Annotated in this window: 12 protein-coding genes and 1 tRNA gene; 4 read left to right on the top strand and 9 right to left on the bottom strand. The window is 61.6% G+C overall.

Features of this window, described 5'->3' with window-relative positions; genetic code table 11:
• Positions 1–59: 59 nt before the first annotated feature.
• Positions 60–1,418: an HD domain-containing protein gene (locus VHX65_19405; protein ID HEX4000724.1), complete on the bottom strand. Its 1,359-nt coding sequence runs from the start codon at positions 1,416–1,418 to the stop codon at positions 60–62.
• 273 nt (positions 1,419–1,691) lie between these two features.
• Here VHX65_19405 and VHX65_19400 point away from each other — a divergent pair, with 273 nt between their 5' ends.
• A complete protein-coding gene (locus tag VHX65_19400) occupies positions 1,692–2,579 on the top strand; it encodes a phosphoribosylaminoimidazolesuccinocarboxamide synthase (GenBank protein ID HEX4000723.1) in 888 nt (295 codons plus the stop codon).
• A gap of 119 nt (positions 2,580–2,698) precedes the next feature.
• On the opposite strand, the gene VHX65_19395 is transcribed toward VHX65_19400, so the two are convergent.
• Both VHX65_19395 and VHX65_19390 read right to left on the bottom strand, forming a co-directional pair.
• Positions 2,699–5,560 (bottom strand): protein kinase, encoded by a 2,862-nt coding sequence (locus tag VHX65_19395; protein ID HEX4000722.1) that lies wholly within the window; start codon positions 5,558–5,560, stop codon positions 2,699–2,701.
• A 186-nt stretch (positions 5,561–5,746) separates the two neighbouring features.
• On the bottom strand, positions 5,747–6,358 hold the full coding sequence (locus tag VHX65_19390) for an ECF-type sigma factor (protein ID HEX4000721.1): 612 nt from the start codon (positions 6,356–6,358) through the stop codon (positions 5,747–5,749).
• A gap of 182 nt (positions 6,359–6,540) precedes the next feature.
• Here VHX65_19390 and VHX65_19385 point away from each other — a divergent pair, with 182 nt between their 5' ends.
• Positions 6,541–6,996 (top strand): acyl-CoA thioesterase, encoded by a 456-nt coding sequence (locus tag VHX65_19385; protein ID HEX4000720.1) that lies wholly within the window; start codon positions 6,541–6,543, stop codon positions 6,994–6,996.
• Between the two features lie 493 nt (positions 6,997–7,489).
• Here the strand turns inward: VHX65_19385 and VHX65_19380 are convergent, their stop codons facing one another.
• Positions 7,490–10,459 (bottom strand): PVC-type heme-binding CxxCH protein, encoded by a 2,970-nt coding sequence (locus VHX65_19380; protein HEX4000719.1) that lies wholly within the window; start codon positions 10,457–10,459, stop codon positions 7,490–7,492.
• A gap of 428 nt (positions 10,460–10,887) precedes the next feature.
• On the bottom strand, positions 10,888–12,837 hold the full coding sequence (locus VHX65_19375; GenBank protein ID HEX4000718.1) for a chloride channel protein: 1,950 nt from the start codon (positions 12,835–12,837) through the stop codon (positions 10,888–10,890).
• A gap of 247 nt (positions 12,838–13,084) precedes the next feature.
• Between VHX65_19375 and tsaE the strand changes: the two genes are divergently transcribed.
• Positions 13,085–13,564, top strand: a complete 480-nt coding sequence (tsaE, locus tag VHX65_19370) for a tRNA (adenosine(37)-N6)-threonylcarbamoyltransferase complex ATPase subunit type 1 TsaE (GenBank protein ID HEX4000717.1) — start codon at positions 13,085–13,087, stop codon at positions 13,562–13,564.
• 352 nt (positions 13,565–13,916) lie between these two features.
• Here tsaE and hslU read toward each other — a convergent pair whose 3' ends face one another.
• The 4 genes from hslU to acnA all read right to left on the bottom strand — a co-directional run bounded on the left by hslU (position 13,917) and on the right by acnA (position 22,907).
• Entirely contained in the window at positions 13,917–15,251 is a 1,335-nt protein-coding gene (gene hslU / locus VHX65_19365; GenBank protein HEX4000716.1) for an ATP-dependent protease ATPase subunit HslU, read from the bottom strand.
• Positions 15,239–15,781, bottom strand: a complete 543-nt coding sequence (hslV, locus tag VHX65_19360; GenBank protein HEX4000715.1) for an ATP-dependent protease subunit HslV — start codon at positions 15,779–15,781, stop codon at positions 15,239–15,241. Before hslV ends, hslU begins: the two co-directional genes overlap by 13 nt.
• 277 nt (positions 15,782–16,058) lie before the next feature.
• Positions 16,059–19,481 (bottom strand): PEGA domain-containing protein, encoded by a 3,423-nt coding sequence (locus tag VHX65_19355; protein HEX4000714.1) that lies wholly within the window; start codon positions 19,479–19,481, stop codon positions 16,059–16,061.
• A gap of 702 nt (positions 19,482–20,183) precedes the next feature.
• The gene (acnA, locus tag VHX65_19350) at positions 20,184–22,907 is read right to left on the bottom strand and encodes an aconitate hydratase AcnA (GenBank protein ID HEX4000713.1); all 2,724 of its coding nucleotides are present in this window, start codon (positions 22,905–22,907) and stop codon (positions 20,184–20,186) included.
• Between the two features lie 363 nt (positions 22,908–23,270).
• Between acnA and VHX65_19345 the strand changes: the two genes are divergently transcribed.
• Positions 23,271–23,343 (top strand) — tRNA-Glu (locus tag VHX65_19345).
• The last annotated feature ends 230 nt before the right edge of the window (positions 23,344–23,573 follow it).

Raw genomic sequence — 23,573 nt, 5'->3', positions numbered from 1 at the left:
CCGTAGATACTGGCCCGAAGCGGTCAGCCAGGGACGCGATGCCAAAAAAAACGTCGAAGTTATTTTCCGGCGCTGCCGGAGCCGGCCGCCGCTTCGGTTTCGTCGATCGCGACAACCATCAATTCCGTAACTTTCGATCGCTTCAGGATTGCAGCGATTCGCGGATGGGCGAACAGGCGAACTTGCTTGACATAGTCGTCAAACTGTTCCTTAGCGAGCGTTCGCACCACCGGCGAGACGGCATCGAGCCGGCGGTAGTGGTCGTCCTTGGCAAAGTGGATTTCGACATTGAATTCGACTTCGCGCTCGATCGGCGGTGCGTCGAACAGGATTTCGTGCGGGGCAATCGTTTGGCCCACGGCTTCAGCCGCCAAGCGTGCGAAATGGGCGGAGCAGGCCGCGAGCCAAGGATAAGGCTGCCGGGCCATGCGGCCATAGATCTCCGGTTGCTCGAAAAAGCTGAAATGGCCTAGCCGTTTGTAAAGCCGGCGAGCAGGGCCAAACAATCCATCGAGCAATTCCGCCGCCGGCGAGCTGTCTGCAGCCTGCTGGATCTCGGCGATCCAAGCCGCTTCGGTCAGCCGGAACAATCGCTCGAGATCGAGCCGTTCGCGGAGCAGGAAAAACGCCCGTTGCAACATGGCCGTCGCCGCCCGCACGCCGTGGTGCCAGTAGACTTCGCTGAACATGACATAGCGGGCAAACACCATCATCTCCGCGGCCGTCTTGCCTTTGTCGGAGATCGCGAGGCCATCGCCCGTCCCATTGAGACACAAACTGCCGATGAGCCGCTGCTGATCGAAATTGCGGCCGTAGGGCACGCCGGCATGGAGGCTATCGCGGGCCAAGTAGTCCATTTTGTCGACGTCGATAGGGCCCGAAAGCATGCTGTGCAAAATTCGTCCGCGAATATCGCTGGGGGAGTGTGACAACAGGGCGATCAATTGCCCGGGCTCGATTCGCCAATCGCTCCGCAATAGGTCGGCAATTTCGCTGCCGGCCAAAAAGCTTGCGGCCAGTTGTTCGTGCCGCGGCACGCCAGGCAAGCGGATGTCTTCGATCGGATGGCAGAACGGCCAATGGCCGATGTCGTGGAGCAATGCGGCAGCGAGAAATAGCTCGGCATCGGCCGGAGCGATGGCGGCCGCAAAGCGCCGATCATGTGAAAGCTGTTGCAAATAGAGCAGCCCCAAGCGGTAAACGCCCAGCGAATGTTCAAGCCGCGTATGAATTGCCGCGGGGTAAACGAGCGACACAAGCCCCAATTGGCTGATCCGGGCCAAGCGGCGGAAGGCCGGCGTGTCGATCAGCCGGCGGACGCGCGGCGTAAGCGGCACATCCACCTCCGGCGGAATCCGCACCATGCTCCGACGCGATGTGAGGCCGGCAATCTCGGGCAGGTCGCGAATCGCAGACATCGGCGCAGGGCGTGGTTGCAGGACAGTTGGCGCGGACGGTGGAGCGCAGTGTAGCAGATTTAACACGCGAGCAACGGGTGCCCCCCGTGAGCGCAAGCGCGCCATGCCCGCGGCTCTGCGCGGGGCATGCTTTGATCGAGCAGTTCATCCCTCCGCATGCCTGCTAAAGGCAGGTCGAGGCCGCGGGCACGGACCATTCTTGGGATTTGGCAATGGGTTTTCATAGGTGGCGCCCACTGGCGAGCCGCCGTTTTGCTCGCTATATTCTTCGCCATGCAAACACCTCTGCTGCAATCCGCATTGGATCGCTGGCCTGTCCATCGAGGCAAGGTCCGCGATATTTACGATCTCGGCGACCGGCTGCTTTTGGTTGCGACCGATCGCATCAGTGCGTTCGACTGGGTCTTGCCGACCGGTATTCCCGACAAAGGGCGAGTGCTGACGCAAACCAGCCTATTCTGGCTCGAACAGCTCGACGAACCGAATCATCTTCTCTCGGCCGACGTCGCCGACTTCGATCTGCCGCCGGATGCGGATCCCGATCAGTTCGCCGGCCGGAGCATGTTGGTGCGCAAAGCGAAGGTCGTGCCGATCGAATGCGTCGTGCGCGGCTATTTGTCGGGCTCGGGATGGAAAGAATATCGCCAGTCGGGCGAGGTGTGCGGCGTGAAGTTGCCGGCTGGCCTAGTCGAAAGCGATCGCTTGCCCGAGCCGATTTTCACTCCCGCCACCAAGGAAGAAACCGGCCACGACATCAACATTTCGCTCGAGCGGATGCGCGAGTTGGTGGGCCAATCGGTCGCCGACGAACTGTGCCGCCGCAGCTTGGATCTCTATTCGCGCGGAGCGGAGTATGCCCGCGGCCGCGGCATCATCATCGCCGACACGAAATTCGAATGGGGCACCTTCGACGGCGAGTTGATCTTGATCGACGAGGTGCTGACCCCAGATAGCTCGCGGTTCTGGCCGACCGAATCGTATTCTCCCGGCCGCGGACAACCGTCCTACGACAAGCAATACGTTCGCGATTGGCTCGAAACGGCCGGCTGGGACAAGAACAGTCCGCCTCCCGCGCTTCCCGCAGATGTCGTGCGTCGCACGCGCGAAAAATACATCGAAGCTTACGAGCAGCTCACCGGCGGCCAGTTCGCTTGGACCTAGTCCGAAGCGTTAATCGTGCCATACTAGCCTGAAGCGTAAGCGAGGCAGCCACTGGGACACAGCGTCGCTCACGCATCGGGCTACTTTTTTCGCGGCCTTCCTACAAAAATGCCCGGCTGCTATTGGTGCGCGGGCGGCGGCGACGGATGCTGTCCATTCAATTGCTTGAGGCTTGCCTCGGCTTCGTCCAGTTTTTGACGCACGTCGCGGTCGTCGGGATGGGCAAGAACGTACTCCCCGAGCAAGCTCCGCGCGGATTCCAATTCCGCTCGTGCTGCCGCGAATTGCCCCGTTTCGATCTGGCGACTCGCCATCGCCTGCAACGTGAACGCGAGGTCGCGCATGAATCGCGGATTTTCCGGATATTTCTTTGCCAATTCCGCCAAAATCTGCCGGGCATGCTCGAATGATGGCAGCGATTCCGCGCCATGCTGCCGCGCGGCCATATTCATGCAAACGCCGGCGAGCGCGGACTGATATTCCGAAACGTCGGGGTTACGCTCCACCAGCTCCGTGAAGGCCTTCAGCGATTGCTGATACGATTGCACCGCCGAGTTAGGCGCCGTTTGGCTGACGCTGTCACCCGCCAGCCGATAACACGTGGCCAATAGATATTGCAGCGTAAGATCGCGCGGGTCGCGCTCGATCAACTGCCGCAACTCGGCGATCGCATCGGCGAAATCGTTACGGGCTGCATCGCCATGACGGAGCCGCAATTCTTGCACGCCGAGGGTATACGATCCCATCGCCAGATCGCGATGGAGTTTCGACGTGTCGCCGCTGTCGGCCAGATGGGCGCGGCGAATTTGCTGGGCGGCATTCAATTGTTTGAGTGCTTCGTCGAAGCGATTCAGAGCGCCGTCGACCTGGCCGATGTTCATGATCGTGTTGGCCAAGGCCCGTTCGTAGCCGAGATCTTGCGGGGCGAGTGCGACCAGTTTTTGGCGGATTTCCCTCGCCTTTTCCAGCATATCGAGCGAATCTTCGTGGCGTTGTCCCTTTTTCAGCGCGCCGCCCAGCGCATTATAGGTGTCGCCGAGAGCATTGAGCCGCCCGAGATCGCCCGGCAATTTCGCCAGCAATTGTTCCTGGAGACGCCGGGCCTGCTGGTAATAGGCGATCGCCTTATCCGGCGAATCGAGGTCTTCGATGATTTTGCCCGCGCGATAAAAATCGACGCTCAATTCATCTTGCACCGCCGGATCGTCGGCCCGCTGCTGCAGAAATCGCTCGTAATAGGCGAGCGTTTTTTGCAGGAGATCTTTGCGAAGGCCTTGCATGCCGGGCTGGTTGAGCAGCGTGTCTTCGCTCACTTTCGTAAACAAATCGTCAACCGCGCCCCGGGCTTCGTGAAATCCTTCTTCGGCCAGCGACCTCGCCGCCTTCTCTTTTTCCGCCAATTCGCCTTTCTCGACGGCTAGCCGATCGGCAATCTCTCGCTGATGGTTCACCAGCACCGTCGCCACGACCGACACCAGGCTGACGACCAACAGCGCGATCGCGGTCGCAAGCGCCAGCCCGCGATGGCGGCGTATCCACCGCGCCACCAACTGCGTGCGCGTGTCGGGCTGGGCCGAAATCGGTTCGTCGGCGAGCCAATGCTCGAGGTCGTCGGCCAATTGCCGGGCCGACGGATAGCGATCTTCCGGCCGAAGGGCCATCGCCTTGTGGCAGATCGCATTCAGTCCCTTGGGAACGCCGGCATAAACGGCTCGCGCCGGCGGAATTTCTCCGTGCTTGACGCGGCGCAGCAATTCCGTCAGATCCATGCCAGGATTATCCGACAGCGGCGCCTTGCCGGTGAGCAGGCAATACAACGTCGCGCCAAGACTATAAACGTCGCTGCGCGGGCCGATCAGATCCAGCCGGCCCGCGGCTTGTTCGGGGCTCATGTATTGCGGCGTGCCGACGGCCGAGCCCATTCGCGTGGCAGCCGTTCCGCTGAGCAGCATCGGCCTCGTTTCGGTCGCGGGCTTCACGCTTGCCCCGTTCGGCTCCGGCTGATTGATTTGCTTCGCCAGCCCCCAATCGACGACGAGCGTTTCCCCGAAATTGCCGAGCATGATATTGCCGGGCTTCAAATCGCGGTGGACGATCCCACGGCTATGTGCGTATTCGATCGCATCGCAAACGTCGACGAATCGACCCAACAGCTTCCGCAATTCCAGTTCCCGCGCCCCGGGGCCGTGCGGGCCGGTGTCGATATCATGAAAGGCGTCGATGGCGTCTTTCAGGCTATCGCCGCGGATGAACCGCATTGCGTAGAACGGGCGACCATCGGGATATATGCCCAGGCCGTAAACGGGAACAATTCCGGGATGTTCCAGCGCTCCGGTCACCTCGGCTTCGAGTACGAACCGCGAGCGGCTATCGACGTCGTCGGCATATTGCGATTGAATTTGCTTTAACGCCACCTCGCGATGGAGCTCTTGGTCCTCGGCAACAAAAACTTCGCCCAGCCCTCCACGAGCGTGCTTGCGGATCACGCGAAACCGCATGCCGGATGAAGTCGGCGTGCCGACGGTTCGCTTTTCGGAACCGACGGTGCCGCCCGGCTGAGAATCGGCCGGAACAACATCGCTAAAGCTGTCCGCCATTCGCGCGGGAATCGTATCGGCAAAGGGGGAGGCAACGGTCGGCCGTGAGCCCGGCCCGCGGGCCGGAGCGGCTTGCGTCGGGATGGCTTGAAAGAGGTCTTCGATCGTGGCGGCGTGGTCCGGAAAGCGAGTGCGATATTCCTCGGCGGCCGGCGTTTCACCGGCCCGGCGTCGATAGGCGAGCTCCAATTCGAGTAGTTCGCGAAATCCGCGATCGGCGGCCGACAAAGGGATCCGGCCGACAAAATCTTCGAGCCGGGGGGGCGCCGGGCTTTTGCAGGCCGCCTCGAAACGATCGCAAATATCGTCCAGCACGCCCTCGATCGATTGCTCGCCGATCGATTGTTCGGTGGCGACGGTCGGCCGCTGCCGCTCATCGCTCATGGCTTGCTCCACATACCGGCGCGGACAGATGGAAACTTCATACCACTATTTTACCAGCGATCGGGCCCGAGCGGCGAGGGGCCGGAAGGCCGAGGATGCGGGCATGTGCCACTGGCTTTGCCAGTGCGGCCGCGCAACAAACACTGGCAGAGCCAGTGGCACACGTGGCGGAAATGGCCTATAGCATCAGGCCGTTTGGTCTTTTGCCCATTTTTCGCGGATGCGTTCGAGTTTGCGTTCGACAGTTCGCGGTACGCACTCCAGCCGGGTCGAGATTTCTTCGTTCGTGTAGCCTTCGAGCTTCAAGAGCGCGATCTGGCGGAGGGTCGCGTCTTCCAGACTGTCCAAAAGGCGCTGGCAATCTTCGGCCACCATGTTAGCCAATTCGGGTGACGGCTCGCGGCCCAAGGCTTGTTCGATTCCTGGGGCATCATCGTCGCCATCCGCTTGCATGAAAACCGATTCGCCGCGCACCTTGCCGCCGCCCCGTTTTCCGGCCCGTTGGCGACGCATCTGGCCGTACACTTTTCGGGCCGCGATCGTAACCAACAGCCGCCAGAGATCCTGCCGATCCGCGAGTTGCGGAAACCGGCCCGCCGCGGCCCCGCGGCAAAGACTATTCAGAGCGCTGAGGGCCACATCTTCCTCGTCGGCCACACGACACGGCAACCGCTCGAATTTTTTGCGGGCGAAATGCGTCAGCCGCTCGAAATATTGGTTCCAAATCGCCTGCGCAGCTTGGCTGTTGCCGTCGCTAAGCTTGCCGATCCAGAGGGTCACTTCGTCGGAAGCAGGCATGGCGGGTGCTCGCGCTTGCAAGGTCGGAACGTTCCAAATATACCACGAACAGGGGATTTTCGGCGAGCCAGCCCCCTGAGCGGCCGACGCTTTGAGCGATGCGGAGCGTGTCGTATAATTGCGGGCCGATCGAATCGGCGGTTTGCCGCGCTTCTCATTTTCGCCCCTCGACGCCAATTATTGTGACGCCGATCACATTGACACATCGACTCGTGCTTCCCGCGGATGCGAACCACCATGGCACGCTGTACGCCGGTTCTCTTCTTCGGATCGCGCTCGAGGCGGCTTATGCCACGGCCTCGCGATTTATCGGCCCCGAGGCAAATATCCTGCTGCGGCGCGTGCTGAGCCTCGAATGCTACCGCCCGGTGCCGGTCGGAACGCTCATCGAAATTCGGGGCACGGTGCTGCACTTTACGCGGGCTTACATGGTGACGGCGCTTGTGGGATCGCCTCTGGCTGGCCAGAAAAACGCTTGGATGGACGGGCTTATGGGCTTCGTGCAGGTCGACGAGGCCGGGCGGGCCGCGGAGTTTCCCATTGAGGCGGAAATCTCGCCTCCAGACTCCTCGTGGGAGAGCCTCCGCGGACGGATGCAGAAGCTGTTGCGCATCCGCGGCCGGAATGGCGTCGATTAGCCGAGGCCGCGTCTCAAATCCGGCGGAGCAGCAAATTCGCCCGAAGCGTTAGCGAGGCTGCGCCGCGAGTTCGCAATGTTCCCGCCGCACCGGCAGAGCTAAGTGGCACACGGATCGAAGGCAACGCACGGATCGGCATACAAGCCCGAAGCGTTAGCGAGGAATTTTTGACAGACGATGATGCAAACTCCGCCCGACGTATGCTTCGGATCGGTGTTTCGAGACAAGGGCCAAGACTAGGTCCTGTCTAGAAACACTCAACGCACGGATGAGTCATGGCGGAGCGGGGCACGTCTGTCGAGATTCTTTCGCTAACGCTGCCTGGCTCCGCGCGGCGGCCGACGGCAAACGACCGTCAGGGAACGCCTGTCAAAGATTCCGTCGCTATCGCTTGGGTGTGTGCCGATCGACGAATTTCTTAGGCAAGGCCTAACGCTGTTCGTGCCTCACCAGCGCGGGTTTCGCGCAGGATTTCCCCCGGCGTCGATCGCATTTATTGCGCCCCTGGCGGCAGCGGCACTTGGCTGTGCGTTGCGAGATAGCCCAGCAGATCGCGGATTTCTTCCGGCTTTAGCTTGTCGAATTGCCGTTCGGGCATCATCGACATCTTCGACGGCTTGATCTGATCGATATCCTCGGTGGCCAGTGCGATACGCTGCGTGTCGGTTTGCACGACGATGGAGCGGGCGGTCCGCTCGCGGATGATGCCGTTCAGCAGCCGGCCGTCTTTCAGCAAGATCATCTGCATCTGATACTCTTTGGGCACCGCCGCGCTCGGGTCGATCACTTGCTGCAGCACGTAGTCGACATGATCGCGATTCGAGCCGGTGAGGTCGGGCCCGATTTTGCCGCCGATTCCATAGAGCGTGTGGCATTGCATGCAGGTGTGGCTGAACAGCAACCGGCCGTGCGACACGTCGGCGTGCTTCAGAAATTCAGGAGTAAGCATCGATTTGTAGTGATCCAACTGTTCTTTCTTGTCGGCCGACGATTCGCGCACATTGCCCCACACTTTGGCCAATTTATCGCTGATCTTGCGATCCTTGAATTCGCGAAGTTGCCGGGCCGTGAAAACCGAGATGTCGGCCGCGGGGATTTCATGTTGCTCGACGGCATCCAACAGGGCGATCGCATAGGCCGGACGCGAGGCGAGCGTTTCGATTGCATCGTGCTTTTCGGCGGCATCCAATCGCGGATAGATGCGCAAGATCACTTGTGCCGTTTGCGGATCGTCGTAGGCCGCCAAGCCCTGCAACGCATGGACGCGCATGGCGGATTCGTCGACGAGCTTTTGCAGTATGCCCGCCATGTTTGGCGCCCGGACCTCGACCAGGGCCGCAAGGGCTTCTTGTCGCCGCTCGATGTCGGCCGTCGGATCGGCTGCAACGCGGCGCAGCGCATCGGCCGCTGCCGCGTCGCCAAACACGAGCGCCAACACATCGGCTTCCGCGCGAACATTGGCCGCCGGGCTTTGCAATAGCTTGGCATAAACCTCGGCCCAACCGGCCGGCAGCGGTTCGTGCCGGCGGCCGCGAAGCGCGTCGTGCAACCCGGCCAGCAGATCGAATTCCGCGGCGGGATCCGGCGATTGCTTGCCGCAAATGGTCGCCAATGTTTTGACGATCAGCGGCGCATCGCCGATGCGCCGAGCGACGAATCGCCGCACTTTCGACAGCTTGCACTTCGCGGCAAACGCCAGCCCCGCGGCCGGATCGGCCGCCGCCGCGGGCTCGACGCCATACCACAGCATCAGCGGCAGATTGTGGTCGTCGGCATCTTCGGCATGCGACGCCAAGCTTCCGGCGATCGACCATCGCTCGCCGAGCGGCATCCGCTGCAAGCCCGACGCCAGATTCAGCCGCACGAATGGCGACGGTTCGATCTCGGCCAATTGGGCCAATTCCTGTTGCACTGCAGCGCTCGGATTTTTGTCCTCCAGCAAGAATTGCACGGCCCAGCCGCGGATGTATTCGCTTTCGTGGTGCAACTGCCCGAGCAAGAAGGCCTGTGAATCGCCGCCGGTGACATGCAAGCCCCACAGGGCGCGCAGGATGTGCGGCACCGAAGTTTCGACGGTGAACATCGTCGTCAGCGCTTTGTGCACTTGGCTCATATCGCGGCCGGCGGCGAAGCGCTCTTGCAGAATCCGCCGCGCATGGCGAACGTACCAATCGTTCGAACTAGTTTGCATTCGGACCAATTCCGCGTCGCTCAGCTTGGAGAGATCGAGATCGACAGGCGGCGCCGCGGGAGCGCCGTAAGCGATCTTGTAGATCCGGCCATTGCTGCGGTCGGTTTTGGCAAAATTATGGCATTCGCCGCTGTCGCACCAATCGCTCAAATACACGGCGCCGTCGGGGCCATATTTCAGATTCAGGCCGCGAAACCAAGTGTCGCCGGACAAAAGAAAATCTTTGCCATGCCGGCCGACGTAGCCCGAGCCGCGGCGTTCGAGCAGATCGTTGTTCACGCGGTTGCCGTGGATATTGCACATGAAGATCGAGCCACGGTATTTCTCTGGCCAATTATCGGCCAGATAGACCATCGCGCCGGCATGGGCATGCCCGCCGCCGGCTTCGCTGTGGATCCCCTTGCCGCCGCGCGAGGTGGTCCAATCGCCGCCGCCCCAGTGGAGATGGTCGCTCGTGGCCTGGATGAATTCGTAGGCGTAGGGGTCTTCGCCGGCGTCGCGAGTGCGGGGAAAATGGGCGCCGGGAATGATGTGCCACAGATGGGCCAGCACGCAATTCGTCGCGAACATCTGGCCATAGTCGTCGTAGTCCAAGCCCCACGGATTGACCATGCCGCGGGCGACGACTTCGAAAATGTGCTTGGTCGGATGATAGCGCCACACGCCGGAACTCATCGGCGTGCGCTCGGCAACCGGCGTATCGGCCGTGCCCACGCGCGACGGGGCGCTATTGCCGTTGCAACCGTAGAGCCAGCCGTCGGGGCCCCACATCAAGCAGTTCACGATGTTATGTATCCCCTTGAGCGACCAGCCGTCGAGCATCGTTTGCGGTGGCCCGGCGAGCTTGGTGCCCTCTTTGTCGAGCGGAACAAAGAGAATCTTCGGCGCGCAGCAGACCCACATTCCGCCGAATCCGAGTTCGACGCCGGTGAGATTGTTGGCCTTGTCCCAAACGACGGTGCGGCCGTCGAAATGGCCCGCGTCGTGCGGATCGCTGAAGCACAGCACGCAGTCGTTGCCTTCCGGCTTCCAAACGGGATACGAAAAACACTCGGCCACCCAAACCCGGCCGCGATCGTCGGTCGTAAACGCGATCGGCTGGGCGAGATCCGGCTCGCCCGCAAACAGCGAAACGTGGAACCCCTCGGGCACGCGCATTTGCTTCGCTTCTTCAAGCGGCGGCAGCGGCGATTGGCGCTCGGCCGAAGTCGCTGGTTCCGCGGCGAATGCGAGATTTGAAATCGCGCTCGACGAGGCTAGCCATGCGCCCACCGTTATGGTCGCGAGGGTGAATAGAGAACCGCAAACGAGCGGCAAACGCGATCGTAATACGTGCATATCGATTCGCTTTCGATCGGAGTGTTAGCGGCAAGGCGCTAGCCGCCGGTGTTCGACGGGCGGTGGCCAGACGGTTGGAGAGAGCCGACAGGAACGAAAAGTTGGCGGGGCAATGCGAGGGACGCGGCCGGCAGCGAGCGCGCCGAGTCTTGAATCGCTTGCTCTTCCACCGACCACAATTTCCACCAATGGTAGCTGGCGAAAATCGTCCGGGCAAGAATTACCGCTAGGCGAGAAACACGCTCTGCGTCGGGCGTCCCTCGCTAACGCTTCGGGCTAGTGTGCCGGTGGACAGCACATACTAGCCCGAAGCGTTAGTGAGGGAGCCCCGCCAAGTGCCGCGGCTATCCGCCGGCGCAGCCCTAGCCGGCTTTCGAGTTTCCGCCAAGCTTTTTCGAATTGTCACCGACTTCGTGGACGTGCCGCAGGTAGGTCGTCGCCACGTCGGACCGCTTGACGATGCCGACGATTCGGCCGTCGATGAATTTGTCGACCACCGGGAGCGCCGGCAAATCATTCTCGACGAATAGCTCCAGCGCGCGATCCAAGCGGTCGTCGGCCCGAAGAGGCGTGATGTCGCCGCGCATCAGATCGGCCGCCACAATCCATGTGCCCAGATCGGGCGATTGCGAAGCCTGATGTACCTCTTCCAAGCTCACGACGCCCAATAATCGCTCATTCGCATCGGCAACCGGCAAGGAATAGAACGGCGTCGACGATAATCGCTGGATCACGACCGATAGCGGATCGCCCGGCCGAAGCACGGGAATCTGCCCGCGCGGCGTAATAAATTGCCCGACCGAAAGCCCCGCCAACACCTCGCGCACATAATCGCCCTGATGCGCCGGGGACAGGGAACGCGATTCGACCTGCGAGCCGTAGATCGACTTGTCGTCGGAAAGCAAAAACGACAGCGCGCAAACCCAAAGCGTCGGCAGCAGCAGGCTGTAGCTACCGGTCATTTCGGCGACGATCACGAGCGTGCAAATCGGCGTTTTCGCGGTTGCTGCCAAAAAGCCGGCCATTCCCACGAGCACAAACGTGGCCGGATGCGGCGCCAAGGCGGGCCAAAAATGGTGCAGCGCTATTCCCAGTGCGCCCCCCGCACAGCCGCCGATCACCAGCGACGGCCCGAACACACCGCCCGACCCGCCACTGCCGATCGTCAACCCGGTGGTCAGTATTTTCACTACCGCCACCGTAGCCAGCAATGCTGCGAACACCAAGCTTCCTTCCGTCGCCGCTGGCAACTCCATAGCACTTTGCAGAATACCGTCGCCGAAAGCCATTACCGCCAAAACCCGGTGTGCGTCCGCGGCGCTGACCATGTGCGTGAATGCAATGAACACTCCGACTCCCAACAGGCCTGTGACAAACGCACCGACGGCCGGTTTGTAATGCGGCCGAATCTTCAAGCGGTGAAACATGTGCGATAGGCCGTAGAACGTCCGCGTATACATCATCGCCAGCACAACCATCAATAGCGCCAGCGCGAGATACGACAGCAGCCGCATCGGGTTGTTGAACGTCAACGTGCTGACGACCGAGGGGGGCAGCGAAAACATCGACTTCCAGCCGTAGAACAAGCCGAACGTGGAATAGGCGGTGACGCTCGCCAGACCGGCGGGAATGACCACTTCCGATTCGAAGTCGGGCGAACTGTAGAGCACCTCGGCCGCGAACAATGCTCCGGTGAGTGGGACGCGGAAAATCGCCGAAATGCCGGCCCCCATCCCGGCGGCGACGAGAATTCGCCGATCCGCGGGCCGCAGCCGCAACGTTCGACCCAAGAGCGAGCCGAAACCGGCGCCGATTTGCGCAATCGGGCCTTCGCGCCCGCCAGAGCCGCCCGTGCCGAGGGTGAGCGCGCTCGAAAAAATCTTCACAATTGGGACGCGGGCGCGGATGTCCCCCTGCTTGTTGTGATACGCGGCAATGACCGAATCCGTGCCGTGGCCTTCGGCTTCTGGCGCCATCGTGAACACCAGCCAACCGCTCGCCAAGCCGCCGATCGCCGGGATCAAAAGCAGCAGCCAGGGGCGAAAAAGCGTGTCGGATTCGGGGAAAAGTTGATTCTCGCCGCGCGTCGGCTCCGGCGTGTAGCCAGCGATCGATTCCAGCGTGTAGTGCATCACCCCCTGGCTGAGTGCATAGAACGCGACCGCCCCGAGCCCGGCGACAACGCCCACGACAAGCGCCAATCCCAACAGGCGGCGCTGCGGCTTCAATCTCCGCCGCACGGCGTCCGAAAAGTCGGCCAGCCAGTGCAACGGGGTCGCCCAAGCGCTTTTCGAAGGCTCGGTTGCTTCCATCGGATAAATCGCTCCTTGGGGGTTGCGTGTCTCGTTATACACCCCAGGACCGCTCGTGCAAACCGCATTTCCGCCAGGCGCAATGTCGCCACAATAATATCTACCCAAGCTCCCGTCCGTCCGCTCTACTTCAGCGAGAATCAAAATCCATCCGCGGCGATTCGCCCATTGCGGATTGCACCCCGATTCCAACTGCCGAAGTTTTTTCTCGCGACGATAGGCCACGGGCCCGATTCGCGATTTTCCGATGCTAGATCATTTCTCGTTTCTCGCCGCCGATGAATCGGCAACTGCCGCCTTGGGCCGAGCGCTCACGGTCCAATTGCCGCCGGGCGCGGTGATCGGGCTCCGCGGACCGCTGGGGGCCGGCAAGACGAGGCTGGTGCAAGCCGTCGCCGAAGCGGCCGGAGTCGATCCACGCCTAGTGCTAAGCCCGACGTTCGTGCTGATCCACGAATATCGGGGCCGTTTGCCGATCTATCATTTCGATGCCTATCGGCTTCGCGACGACGACGAATTTCTGCAGCTCGGCCCGGAAGAATACTTCGACGCCGGCGGCTGGACGTTCGTCGAATGGGCCGATCGCGTGGCCACTTGCCTGCCGCTTGAGCGGCTGGAGATCGCCATCGAACCGACCGGCATCACGTCGCGGCGCTTTGAAATTACGGCCATCGGCGAGCGATACCAGCCGGTGATCGCGGCGCTGCGATCGAGTGAGATTCGGTAGCCGTTTGTTCGCCGATGACAAAAATGATCAGACACTTGGACCGCTGCGAGCCACCTCCGCGAGGCAGTCGCGCTCGACGTAGACCGGCCGCTCCGCGGCGGGTGCCTGCGATGAGTTTGACACTTGGTGTGTCACTGGCAAGCGCGGTCTGCCAGTGCCCGCAGGCAAGTTGACGCGCACCCCTTTTTTCTGGGAACGCGTACCGTCCTGGATTCAAACGGTCCATCCGTTCGCAAGAATTTGCTTCAAACGGCGCTCGTGCTGGCAGACTTCGCTTGCCGGCGCCATACAAGCGGATGCGTCGCAATCCGAACGTCGAAGCAAGGGAGGGTCCGAAAACGCTTTGCGGGCACTACAGAATAAACTTGCTCAAATCCTCATCCTGGCTCAGCGATTCGAGCTTTTCTTTCACATAAGCATCGGTAATGTTCACTTCCCCCTTGCCCATGTCGGGCGCCTCGAAACTTAATTCCTCGAGCAGCCGCTCCATGATCGTGTATAACCGGCGGGCGCCGATATTCTGCGTCGATTGGTTGACGCGATGGGCCACAGTCGCCAATGCGTCGATCGCCTCGGGCGTGAAACTCAGCCGCACGCCCTCCGTTCCCATCAGGGCTTCGTACTGCCGTGTCAGCGCGTTGCGCGGCTCGGTCAGAATCCGCAAGAAATCTTCCTTCGTCAGATCGGTCAACTCGACGCGGATCGGAAAGCGGCCTTGCAATTCGGGCATCAGATCGCTCGGCTTGGCCCGATGGAATGCGCCCGCGGCGATGAACAGCACATGGTCGGTGCGAACATAGCCATACTTCGTTTGCACCGTGGTCCCTTCGACGATCGGCAGCAAATCTCGCTGTACGCCCTGCCGCGAAACGTCGACCCCTTTCGTCTCGCCCGATACGATCTTGTCGAGTTCGTCGACGAAGATGATGCCCAGATTTTCCGCCAACTCGATCGCGGCCGAATGCACCTTCTCTTGGTTGATCAGCGCGTCGCACTCCTGCTCGAAGAGCACGCGGCGGGCCTCGCTGACGGTCATTTCGCGGCGCGTCGTGTTCTTCGGCAGAATCTTTTCGAACATCCCCTGTAAATCCAGATCGACCTGCTCCATGCCGATGCCGGTGAGCATCATCGGCGCGGATTTTTGCTCGATCGTCAGTTCGACTTTTCGCGTGTCGAGTTCGCCGGCGGCGAGCATGGCCCGCATTTTTTCGCGGGTGCGTTCGTGGCGCTCGGGAGGTTGCGGGCTGTCGGGAGCCGCGTCGTAGCTCACCGGGGGCGGGGCCACGAGATCGAGCAATCGCTCTTCGACCCTTCGATGCGCTTCCTCTTCGACTTCTTTGCGCTCCTGCTCGCGCACCAATGCGATTGCGCTATCCAGCAGTTCGCGGACCATGCTTTCCACGTCGCGGCCGTAGTAGCCCACCTCGGTATATTTCGTCGCTTCGACCTTGATGAACGGCGCGCCGGTGAGCCGGGCCAGCCGACGGGCGATTTCCGTTTTGCCGACGCCCGTGGGGCCAATCATCAGGATGTTCTTCGGCGCTACTTCGCGCCGCATTTCTTCCGGCAACTGATGCCGCCGCCAGCGATTGCGGATGGCGATGGCCACGGCCCGCTTGGCCGCCGCTTGCCCGACGATATGCCGATCCAACTCGGCGACGATTTGTCGGGGCGTCAACTCGCGCATGGAAGTTCCTCGACGACGATATTGGTGTTCGTGTAGATATCGATGCCCGACGCGATTTCGAGCGCTTCGCGAACGATTGCGGCGGCCGAAAGCGACGAATGGGCCACGAGCGCTCGAGCCGCGGCAACCGCGTAATTCCCGCCGGAGCCGATGCCCAAAATGCCGTCGGTCGGCGTGATTACATCGCCGGTGCCGCTGATCAAAAGCGTGTTGCGGCTGTCGGCCACGGCCAAGAGCGATTCCAATCGCCGCAGCGCCCGATCGGTGCGCCATTCCTTGGCCAACTCGGTGGCGGCGCGGGGCGTGTTCGCCGGAAAATCCTTCAACTTCGCTTCGAACCGCTCGAGCAGCGCAAACGCATCGGCGCTCGAACCGGCGAAGCCGACGATCACGCGGCCATCGGCCAGCCGGCGGATCTTCATCGCATCGGCCTTCATGATGGCGCTACCCATCGTCACCTGGCCATCGCCTCCCAAGGCAACCAGCCCGTTGTGCCGCACCGTCAGAATGGTCGTCGAACGAACTCGCATCAATCCGCCGGTTGTTGCATAACAGGGAAGGTCAAACGATGAAGTCTACCAGTCGCCGCGGCGGTTGCGAAGGGCGTCGTAGGTCAGGCTTTCCGGCCTGACGGCGCTTGCATGCGAGATAGCGCCTCGAAAGCCTGAATGACGCCGGCCGCTGGTCTGCGATCATGGATCGGTAGCCGGCGGTCTGATCCGGGTTGCCGGCGTCATCCGATTGCGATTTCGGCTGGACCGATTCCGTGGGCGACGCGTTCGACGAACACTGGCGAGATGCCTTGCGCTACCGTGCGGGGCGGTTCGGCATGAAAAGCGCCGGAGAGACAATGGCCGCGACGGTCGTTTTTGTGTCCTTTCCGCCGGACCATATCCATTCGCTCTCCGAGGGCAGGTCGAGACGCTTCCAAATCATTTCGATGGTATCGTTCGCCTTGCCGTGGCCGGCCCGCGACAGCGAAGCCGTAAACTGCGGGGGCTGGATCGAGCTGGGGTCGGCGTCGCCGAATACCGAAAAGTCGGCCTGGCGGAATGGCCATTTCCATTTCCGATTGTCCGGCAGAAACGCCGCGCGGAACGTCCGATGGACGAACTTGCTGCTGATCCGGAGCGCGACAATATCCCCCTGCGAAAGCCGGACGCTTTCGCTCGCGGAATCAGAAATCGGCAGCGGTCGCCCGTTAATGAATAGCTCGACCTCTCCTTTACAAGCGACGAAGAATCTGCCCTTGAGCGACGCAGGCGCCTCTCCAGCAGCAGTGGCTGACGCCGCCTGCGCCTCAGCGCCGCCCGCGGTGTCGGCGCGGCCCGAAATCATCCGCAGCTTCACCGACGTGTAGGCGACGTGCGATTGCCAAGCGCCGAGCCCGAGGTGGCCGGCGGGCATGGCCCAGTCGTTGACGATGTTCAGGTTTGCCGCATCGCCTTCCCAATGCGGCAAGTAGGGTTTGCCGTCGAGTAAGACATCAATGCTGGCAGCGTCTGCCTGTTGCACGCGGACCTTCACCAGCAGGCGATAGGTGTGATCATTTTCGATTTCCGGCGAGTGGACGGTCGTGGGATTACTGTTTTCGGATGGCCGCCGGCCGTTGACCGTATCCAAGCCGCCAGTGCGCTTGTCTTGGCCGACCATCACGTCGCAGTGGTGCGTGCCGACGGGAATGGTGAAGTGCAAATCGCCGTCGCCGTCGTGCCGGGTGAACTCAACCTCCATGTCGTAGCTCCCCTCGACGACGACGGGAATTGCGATCCGGCATTGGTTTCCTGGCTGGATCATCAGCTTGTCGCCGTCGCGCGACCAATTGCCTTCGATGGCGTTCGCCGGATCGACGAGTTGGAGAATTTCGACCATTTTGCCCATTGGAAGCTTGCCGCGGGCTTTCGATTTGCCGGTTGCGACCGCGGGGGCGGAAGTTGCCGAGGCCGCATTTGCTGCCGCGGTTTGCAGATCGGCAATCTCGGTCAATCGCTTTTCGATCGCCGCTTTCTTCAATGCTGAGCCGAGGTTTGGCAGCGCGGCTTGGTAGATTTCGCCGGCATGCAGGCGGATCGAGTCGCGGGCGGCGCCGGCTTCCTTTTGAGCCAATTCCCACCATGCATCGGCAAGATGGATTTTCCCCTCGGCATCGGTTGGCGATTTCAACTCCGCCATTAGATCCTCTGCGGCTAATGATTTCAATTTCTCATCGCTACCTTTGGCCAACAGCGGCAGGCCGGCGGCCCAATCACTCTTGTAAAAGCAGTTCCATTGGCCGACTAGTTTGTTCGCCTCCGGGTCGTCCGGAGTTTTAGCGAGCGCCGCTCGGGCTTTTTTGGCCGCGGCGTACAGCGGGGCGATGATGCGGATATCGTGCCGCCGCTTCGACAATTGGTCTTCGATCTCCTTGCGCGTCGGAAGCTGCGATTTGGCGGCAGCGCGGCTGGCGGCCGTGGCGAGCACCAACGCGATCTCATACTGATCGCCGGCTATAGCCTGATTGACCAATTGCTCGGCAACGCTGATCGCGGCTTCTTCTTGATCCGGCTTGGCGACGCTGATGTATTTGTCCAGCAGTTTTTGCTTTAGCTCGAACGGTCCGATTTCGTAAGCGGCCGCGAGGGCATCCGCCCCTTGCATGGCCAAGGTCAGATCTCCGCCCGCGGCAGCGATCTCGGCTCCCTTGGTCAGCAGCACATAGCGCTCGGCCGGCGAACTGCCGTCTTTTGCCGCCACATCGTAGAGTTCTTGCGCTTTGGCCGGGTCTTTCAGGCCCGCGCCCGTGGTCTTGTAAAGATTTTCGATTTGTTTGGCGATTCGCTCGATGTCGGCTGCCGGCGGCGGCGAGAGCTTTTTCAGCGGTTGAGGAGCGGTGTCCAGCGGCGTTTCGACGACGGCTGCCTTTTGCTCGGGCGCCCAGGTCGGCTTGATCGCTTGATTCGCTCCGGCCGAAATCTCGACCGATTGGCTGAAGGGTTCGAACCCGGCACGGACGATGCGTACGACATGCCGGCCCGGCTCCACGGTCAACTGAAACGGATCGGCACCCGTTCCGCTTGCGGCTTCCTGACGATGGCCATCGACCGTCAGCTCGGCACCTCTGCGCTCTTCGGCCGGCCAATCGAAAACCAGCGTGCCCGTCGTCGGAGGCGGCGCGATGGCAACGAGCTCGCGACCATCCGGCGTGACAGAAACGGTCGTGCCAAAGCTGGCGGTACCGGGACCCGTCACTTGAACCAAATGCTGTCCTGGCGCGACGGGAATTTCCAGCGGCACGCGTCGGGTGACTGTTTGCGGGTGGCCATCGATCTTTAATTCCGCCCCGGCGCGCTCGGCTGGCGGCCAGTTCAACACCAGCACCGCCTTTGGCCGCCAGTCCGGCGAGAGTGTCTGTTCTTGCCCAGCGACGAGCGTGACATCGGCCGAAAACTTATAGGCAGCGTGCTGTCCGGCGATGTGGTGGAACCCTGGCGGACAGCGATATTCCCATTTCGCGGTGGCTGGGATTGCAATCCGAGCGTCATCGACTGTCAAACTCGCCTCGGCACGATCGGCCGCGGGCCAATTGAACACGATCGTGGCATCGGCGTTGGCGGGAGTGCCGCTCATCGCATACAGCCCGATACCCACTGCTGCCGCGAGCACGATGGCGGCGGCGATGCCGATCGACACATTGCGATTGCTGGCGTTTCGTTTGACCGCGGCTGCCTTGGCAGTGGCCAACTTTGCCGCTGTGGCCTTCGCCGTTTTGGCGCCAGTCTGTGATGATCTGGCTGCTGGATCGCCTCCCAGCAGATCATCCCAGACGTTTGCCGGCTGCGGAGCTGCCGCGGAGTTGGCGGGGGCGGCGTGCGAGGCTTGACCAGCAGCCGCCAGCGTGGCGGCCGGCCGCCGCGGTGCTTGGCGTTGAATCGCCGAGCCGCCTGCCGGGGCTCCGTCAGCGGAGGCGGCCGACATCTTTGCCTTGAGTTGCGGGTCGTAGGCCGCCCGTTTTTTGGGATCGAGCAAGCAAACGCGCGCGGCGGCCACTTCATTCAGCAGCCGTTGCGTCAATTCGCCATGTTTGCCGCCTTGAAACGTGCGCAGATGGGCCATCTGCCGGTCGGCCGCGTTGTCGATCACATCGCCGTTCGACTCGAATAGCCGAATGCCGAGCAACCGATAATGATTTGCGGGCAATTCCTCTGGTGGAATGCCCAGCCAAACATGATAGGGATTGAACTCCGTCGCCATCCGCCTCTCCCTTGCCGTTGGGGCGGCCAAACTCCGACCGCCAACTCTACCTCCGCAGCAGGGTCCATTATTATGTGCCGGACCCTCGCTTTCAAGGTTCGGCGGGCCACGCCTCGGTGAGGCGACGGTGAGGACGAAGTTAATTCTGCCATCGCACGTTAATCGACGAGGGGGATGTCCGCCGTCGAATCGGATTGCATCAGGGAACCAGCCTTATACCGGGCAACCGAGGAGCCAATCGACCAAACCGACTCCGTCCGGCTCGTCGACCTTCCGCAGCAAGTACTCGCCGTTTCGAACTCGTTGAGACGAGTAAATACTGTAATCCGTTGGGCAAGCGTTTCCGGCGATCGTTAGACTCGACCGGTGTCGGCAATTGCACGACGAATCGCATCACGATGGTTTTTGGTTCGCGGCGAGGAGCGAACATTTTTCTATAATCCGATGTGGCGATTTTTTGGAAGCGGAATGGACGGTCCCCCTGGCACATACTATCTGCGAGATGCAATGCCAATCGCGTACTTTTGGCATCGACCCAGCGCGCCGTGTATGAAGTAAGCGACGATGAGGAATTCCGGGCGAAGCTACGCGCCGTCCTGGGATCAGCCCAATTGCGGGAAGTCATTTCAAAATTGCGAATTGCGGCGGACGCTGCGTAGCAATTCCATCACTTCGCTGCGTCGGCGGCGGACAGCCGGTCTCCTATCCCGCCAGTAGCTTTCTTAGTACCGTTTGCAAGATGCCGCCGTTGCGGTAGTAGTCGAGTTCGATCGGGGTGTCGATGCGCACTTTTGCGGTGAATTCTTTCACCTTGCCATCGGGGCCCGCGGCGCGAACGGTGATGCTCGAACGCGGGCGGAGCGAATCGTCGAGGGGGATGTCAAACACTTCTTCGCCCGTCAGGCCGAGTTGCTGCCACGATTGCGGCAGCACCAATGGCAGCACGCCCATGCCGACCAGGTTGCTGCGGTGGATGCGCTCGAAGCTCGAGGCCAGCACGGCCCGCACGCCCAAAAGCATCGTTCCCTTGGCGGCCCAATCGCGACTCGAACCGGTGCCATATTCTTCGCCCGCCAGGATCACCAGCGGCACCCCTTCCGCTTTGTATTGCATCGCAGCATCGTAGATCGGCGCCACCGGTCCCGCGGGCAAATGCCGCGTGACGCCCCCTTCCGTGCCGGGGCAAAGCAGATTGTGGATGCGGATATTGGCCAGCGTGCCGCGGGTCATCACCCGGTCGTTGCCGCGCCGCGAGCCGTAGCTATTGAACTCGGCCGGCACGACGCCGTGCTCTTGCAAAAATTTTCCGGCCGGACTTTTGGCCGCGATCGATCCGGCGGGCGAAATGTGGTCGGTCGTCACTGAATCGCCGAGCGCCGCCAGCACGCGAGCGCCGCGAATCGTTTCGATTGGGCCCGGCTTCGGCGCCAGATCGATCAAGAACGGCGGCTCCTGAACATAAGTGCTGTCGGGCTTCCAATCGAAGAGATCGCCTTTGCCTGTCTTGATTTTGTTCCATTGCGGGTTACTTTCCCACACGTTTTCATAGCGAGAATGAAACATCGCCGGCTTCACGGCCGCCGCCACGGTCTCGGCCACCTGCTCTTGCGTCGGCCAAATATCGCGCAGGTAAACGTCGTCGCCATTGCGGTCTTTGCCGAGCGGCTCGGTCGCCAGATCGACATCCGTCGAGCCGGCCAATGCATACGCGACCACCAGCGGCGGGCTGGCCAGCCAATTCGCCTTCACCAGTGGATTGATCCGGCCTTCGAAATTTCGGTTGCCGCTGAGCACCGCCGCCGCCACAAGCTTTCCCTCATCGACGGCCTTGGCCACCGGCTCGGGCAGCGGGCCGCTATTGCCGATGCACGTCGTGCAGCCGTAGCCGACCGTGTTGAAGCCAAGCTTTTCGAGCGGTTCGGTCAGTCCGGCCGCGTCGAGATAATCGGTCACCACGCGCGAACCGGGGGCCAAGCTGGTTTTGACATACGATTTCACCGCAAGCCCGCGCTCGACGGCCGCTTTGGCCAGCAGCCCGGCCGCCACCATCACCGATGGATTGCTCGTGTTGGTGCAGCTGGTGATCGCGGCAATGACGACGGCGCCGTGACCGATTTCGGTCGAATGGCCGTTGTCGGCCACTTTGGCATGACGGGCGATCGCTTGTTCGTCGAGAGCGAAGCCGCGCTGCGCGACCGGTGCTCGGAGCGATTGTTGAAACGATTTCTTCACGTTTGCCAGCGCCACCCGATCTTGCGGGCGTTTTGGTCCGGCGAGGCTCGGTTCGACCGTGCCCATGTCGAGCCGCAACACCTTGCTGAACTTCGGCGCGGGCGTGTCGTCGGTTCGGAACAGGCCCTGTTCCTTGTAGTAGCGTTCCACCAGTTGCACTTCCGCGTCGGTGCGGCCGGTGAGGCGGAGGTAGCGAAGCGTTTCGGCGTCGGTCGGGAAGAAGCCGATCGTGGCCCCATATTCGGGAGCCATGTTGCCGATCGTGGCCCGGTCGGCGAGCGCCATGTGCGACAAGCCGGGACCGAAGAATTCGACGAATTTGCCCACCACCCCTTCCTTCCGCAAAATCTGCGTGACGAACAACACCAGATCCGTGGCCGTTGCCCCCGGCGGCAAACTTCCGGTCAATTCGAAGCCGATAACTTCCGGCAAGAGCAGATATAGCGGCTGGCCGAGCATCACCGCCTCGGCCTCGATCCCGCCGACACCCCATCCCACCACGCCGAGGCCGTTGATCATCGTCGTGTGGCTGTCGGTGCCGACGAGCGTATCGGGCACGGCGACTTTTTCCGCGCCATTCGTTCCACTTCCTTGCCGCAGGAACACGCCTTTGGCAAGAAACTCGAGATTCACCTGGTGCACGATGCCGATATTCGGCGGCACGACGCGGAAATTGTCGAACGCCTTTTGGCCCCAGCGAAGAAATTCATAACGCTCGCGATTGCGATGAAATTCGAGTTCGACATTGTAGGCCAAAGCGTCGTCGCTGCCAAAGCGATCGACTTGCACGGAATGGTCGATCACAAGGTCGACGGGCACGAGCGGATTGATTTTTCGAGTGTCGCCCCCGAGCCGCCGCATGGCGCTGCGCATCGCCGCGAGATCGACCACGCACGGCACCCCAGTGAAATCCTGCAACACGACCCGGGCCGGCTTGAACGGAATCTCGATTTCTGCCGGCGAATCCGCCTTCCAGCCGGCCAGATGGCGCACGTCGTCTTCAGTGACCTCATAGCCATCGCAATTCCGCAACAGCGACTCCATCAAAATCCGCAGCGACACGGGCAATTGCGAGATCGGGCCGAGGCCCTGCTCTTCGAGCTTCGAGAGCCGATAGATGGCCGCATTGCCGTTGCCGGTGTCGAAGAGATCACGAGTACCGAAGGAGTCGTTCGTCCCTGCCGAAGCGTTCATGGTGAGTCAGCCTTTTTAATTCGCGTCGTGGACACCGCCTGACCTTTCGCCCGGCATTGTAGCAAGCGCGAGGCCCAGGGGGACAGAGACCGCCGTTCGGCGCGATAGCCGCCGCTGCACGATCGACCCGGCTGGCTCTGCGTCCCCTCTCTCCCCTTGCGGGAGAGGTCAGGGGGAGGAGGCTGAAAAACGGATGCTGTTTTTCCGCCGAGCCCAAGCCGCCGCGTTTCGGCGGCCCCTCCATCCTCGACGCCCCGGGTTGACAATTCCTCGTTCGTTCGGGAAATTATCGAGGCAGCGCCGAGCGATCGACTCCGAGTGAAAGGTCGCGACAGCGGCAGCGGCAGCGGCAGCGGCGAATGGGCCCCCATCGTCTAGTGGCCCAGGACGTCGGGTTCTCAGCCCGAAAACCGGGGTTCGACTCCCCGTGGGGGTATTTTGAATTCGAGACGTCGGGGTCACACCCCGACGTCTGCAAAATTTGACGTGATCTGGTAGGCTGATCGGGTCGAGAGCCGCGTAGTCGTGAGGCCCTCTCATGCGGCTTCTGCCGCTTTGAGACACGCCTGGTAACTCTCGACTCGATCAGCCTCTGGGCTTTCTCGAACGGACGGAGCGTCCGCGGTGTACACGAGTCACCGCGGACGCTTTTTTCACCCGCTGGGC

The sequence above is a fragment of the Pirellulales bacterium genome, from assembly GCA_036267355.1.
Taxonomy (GTDB): Bacteria; Planctomycetota; Planctomycetia; order Pirellulales; family DATAWG01; genus DATAWG01.
Note: the sequence above shows the minus strand (reverse complement) of the source record. Positions and strands in the feature narration are given on the sequence as shown.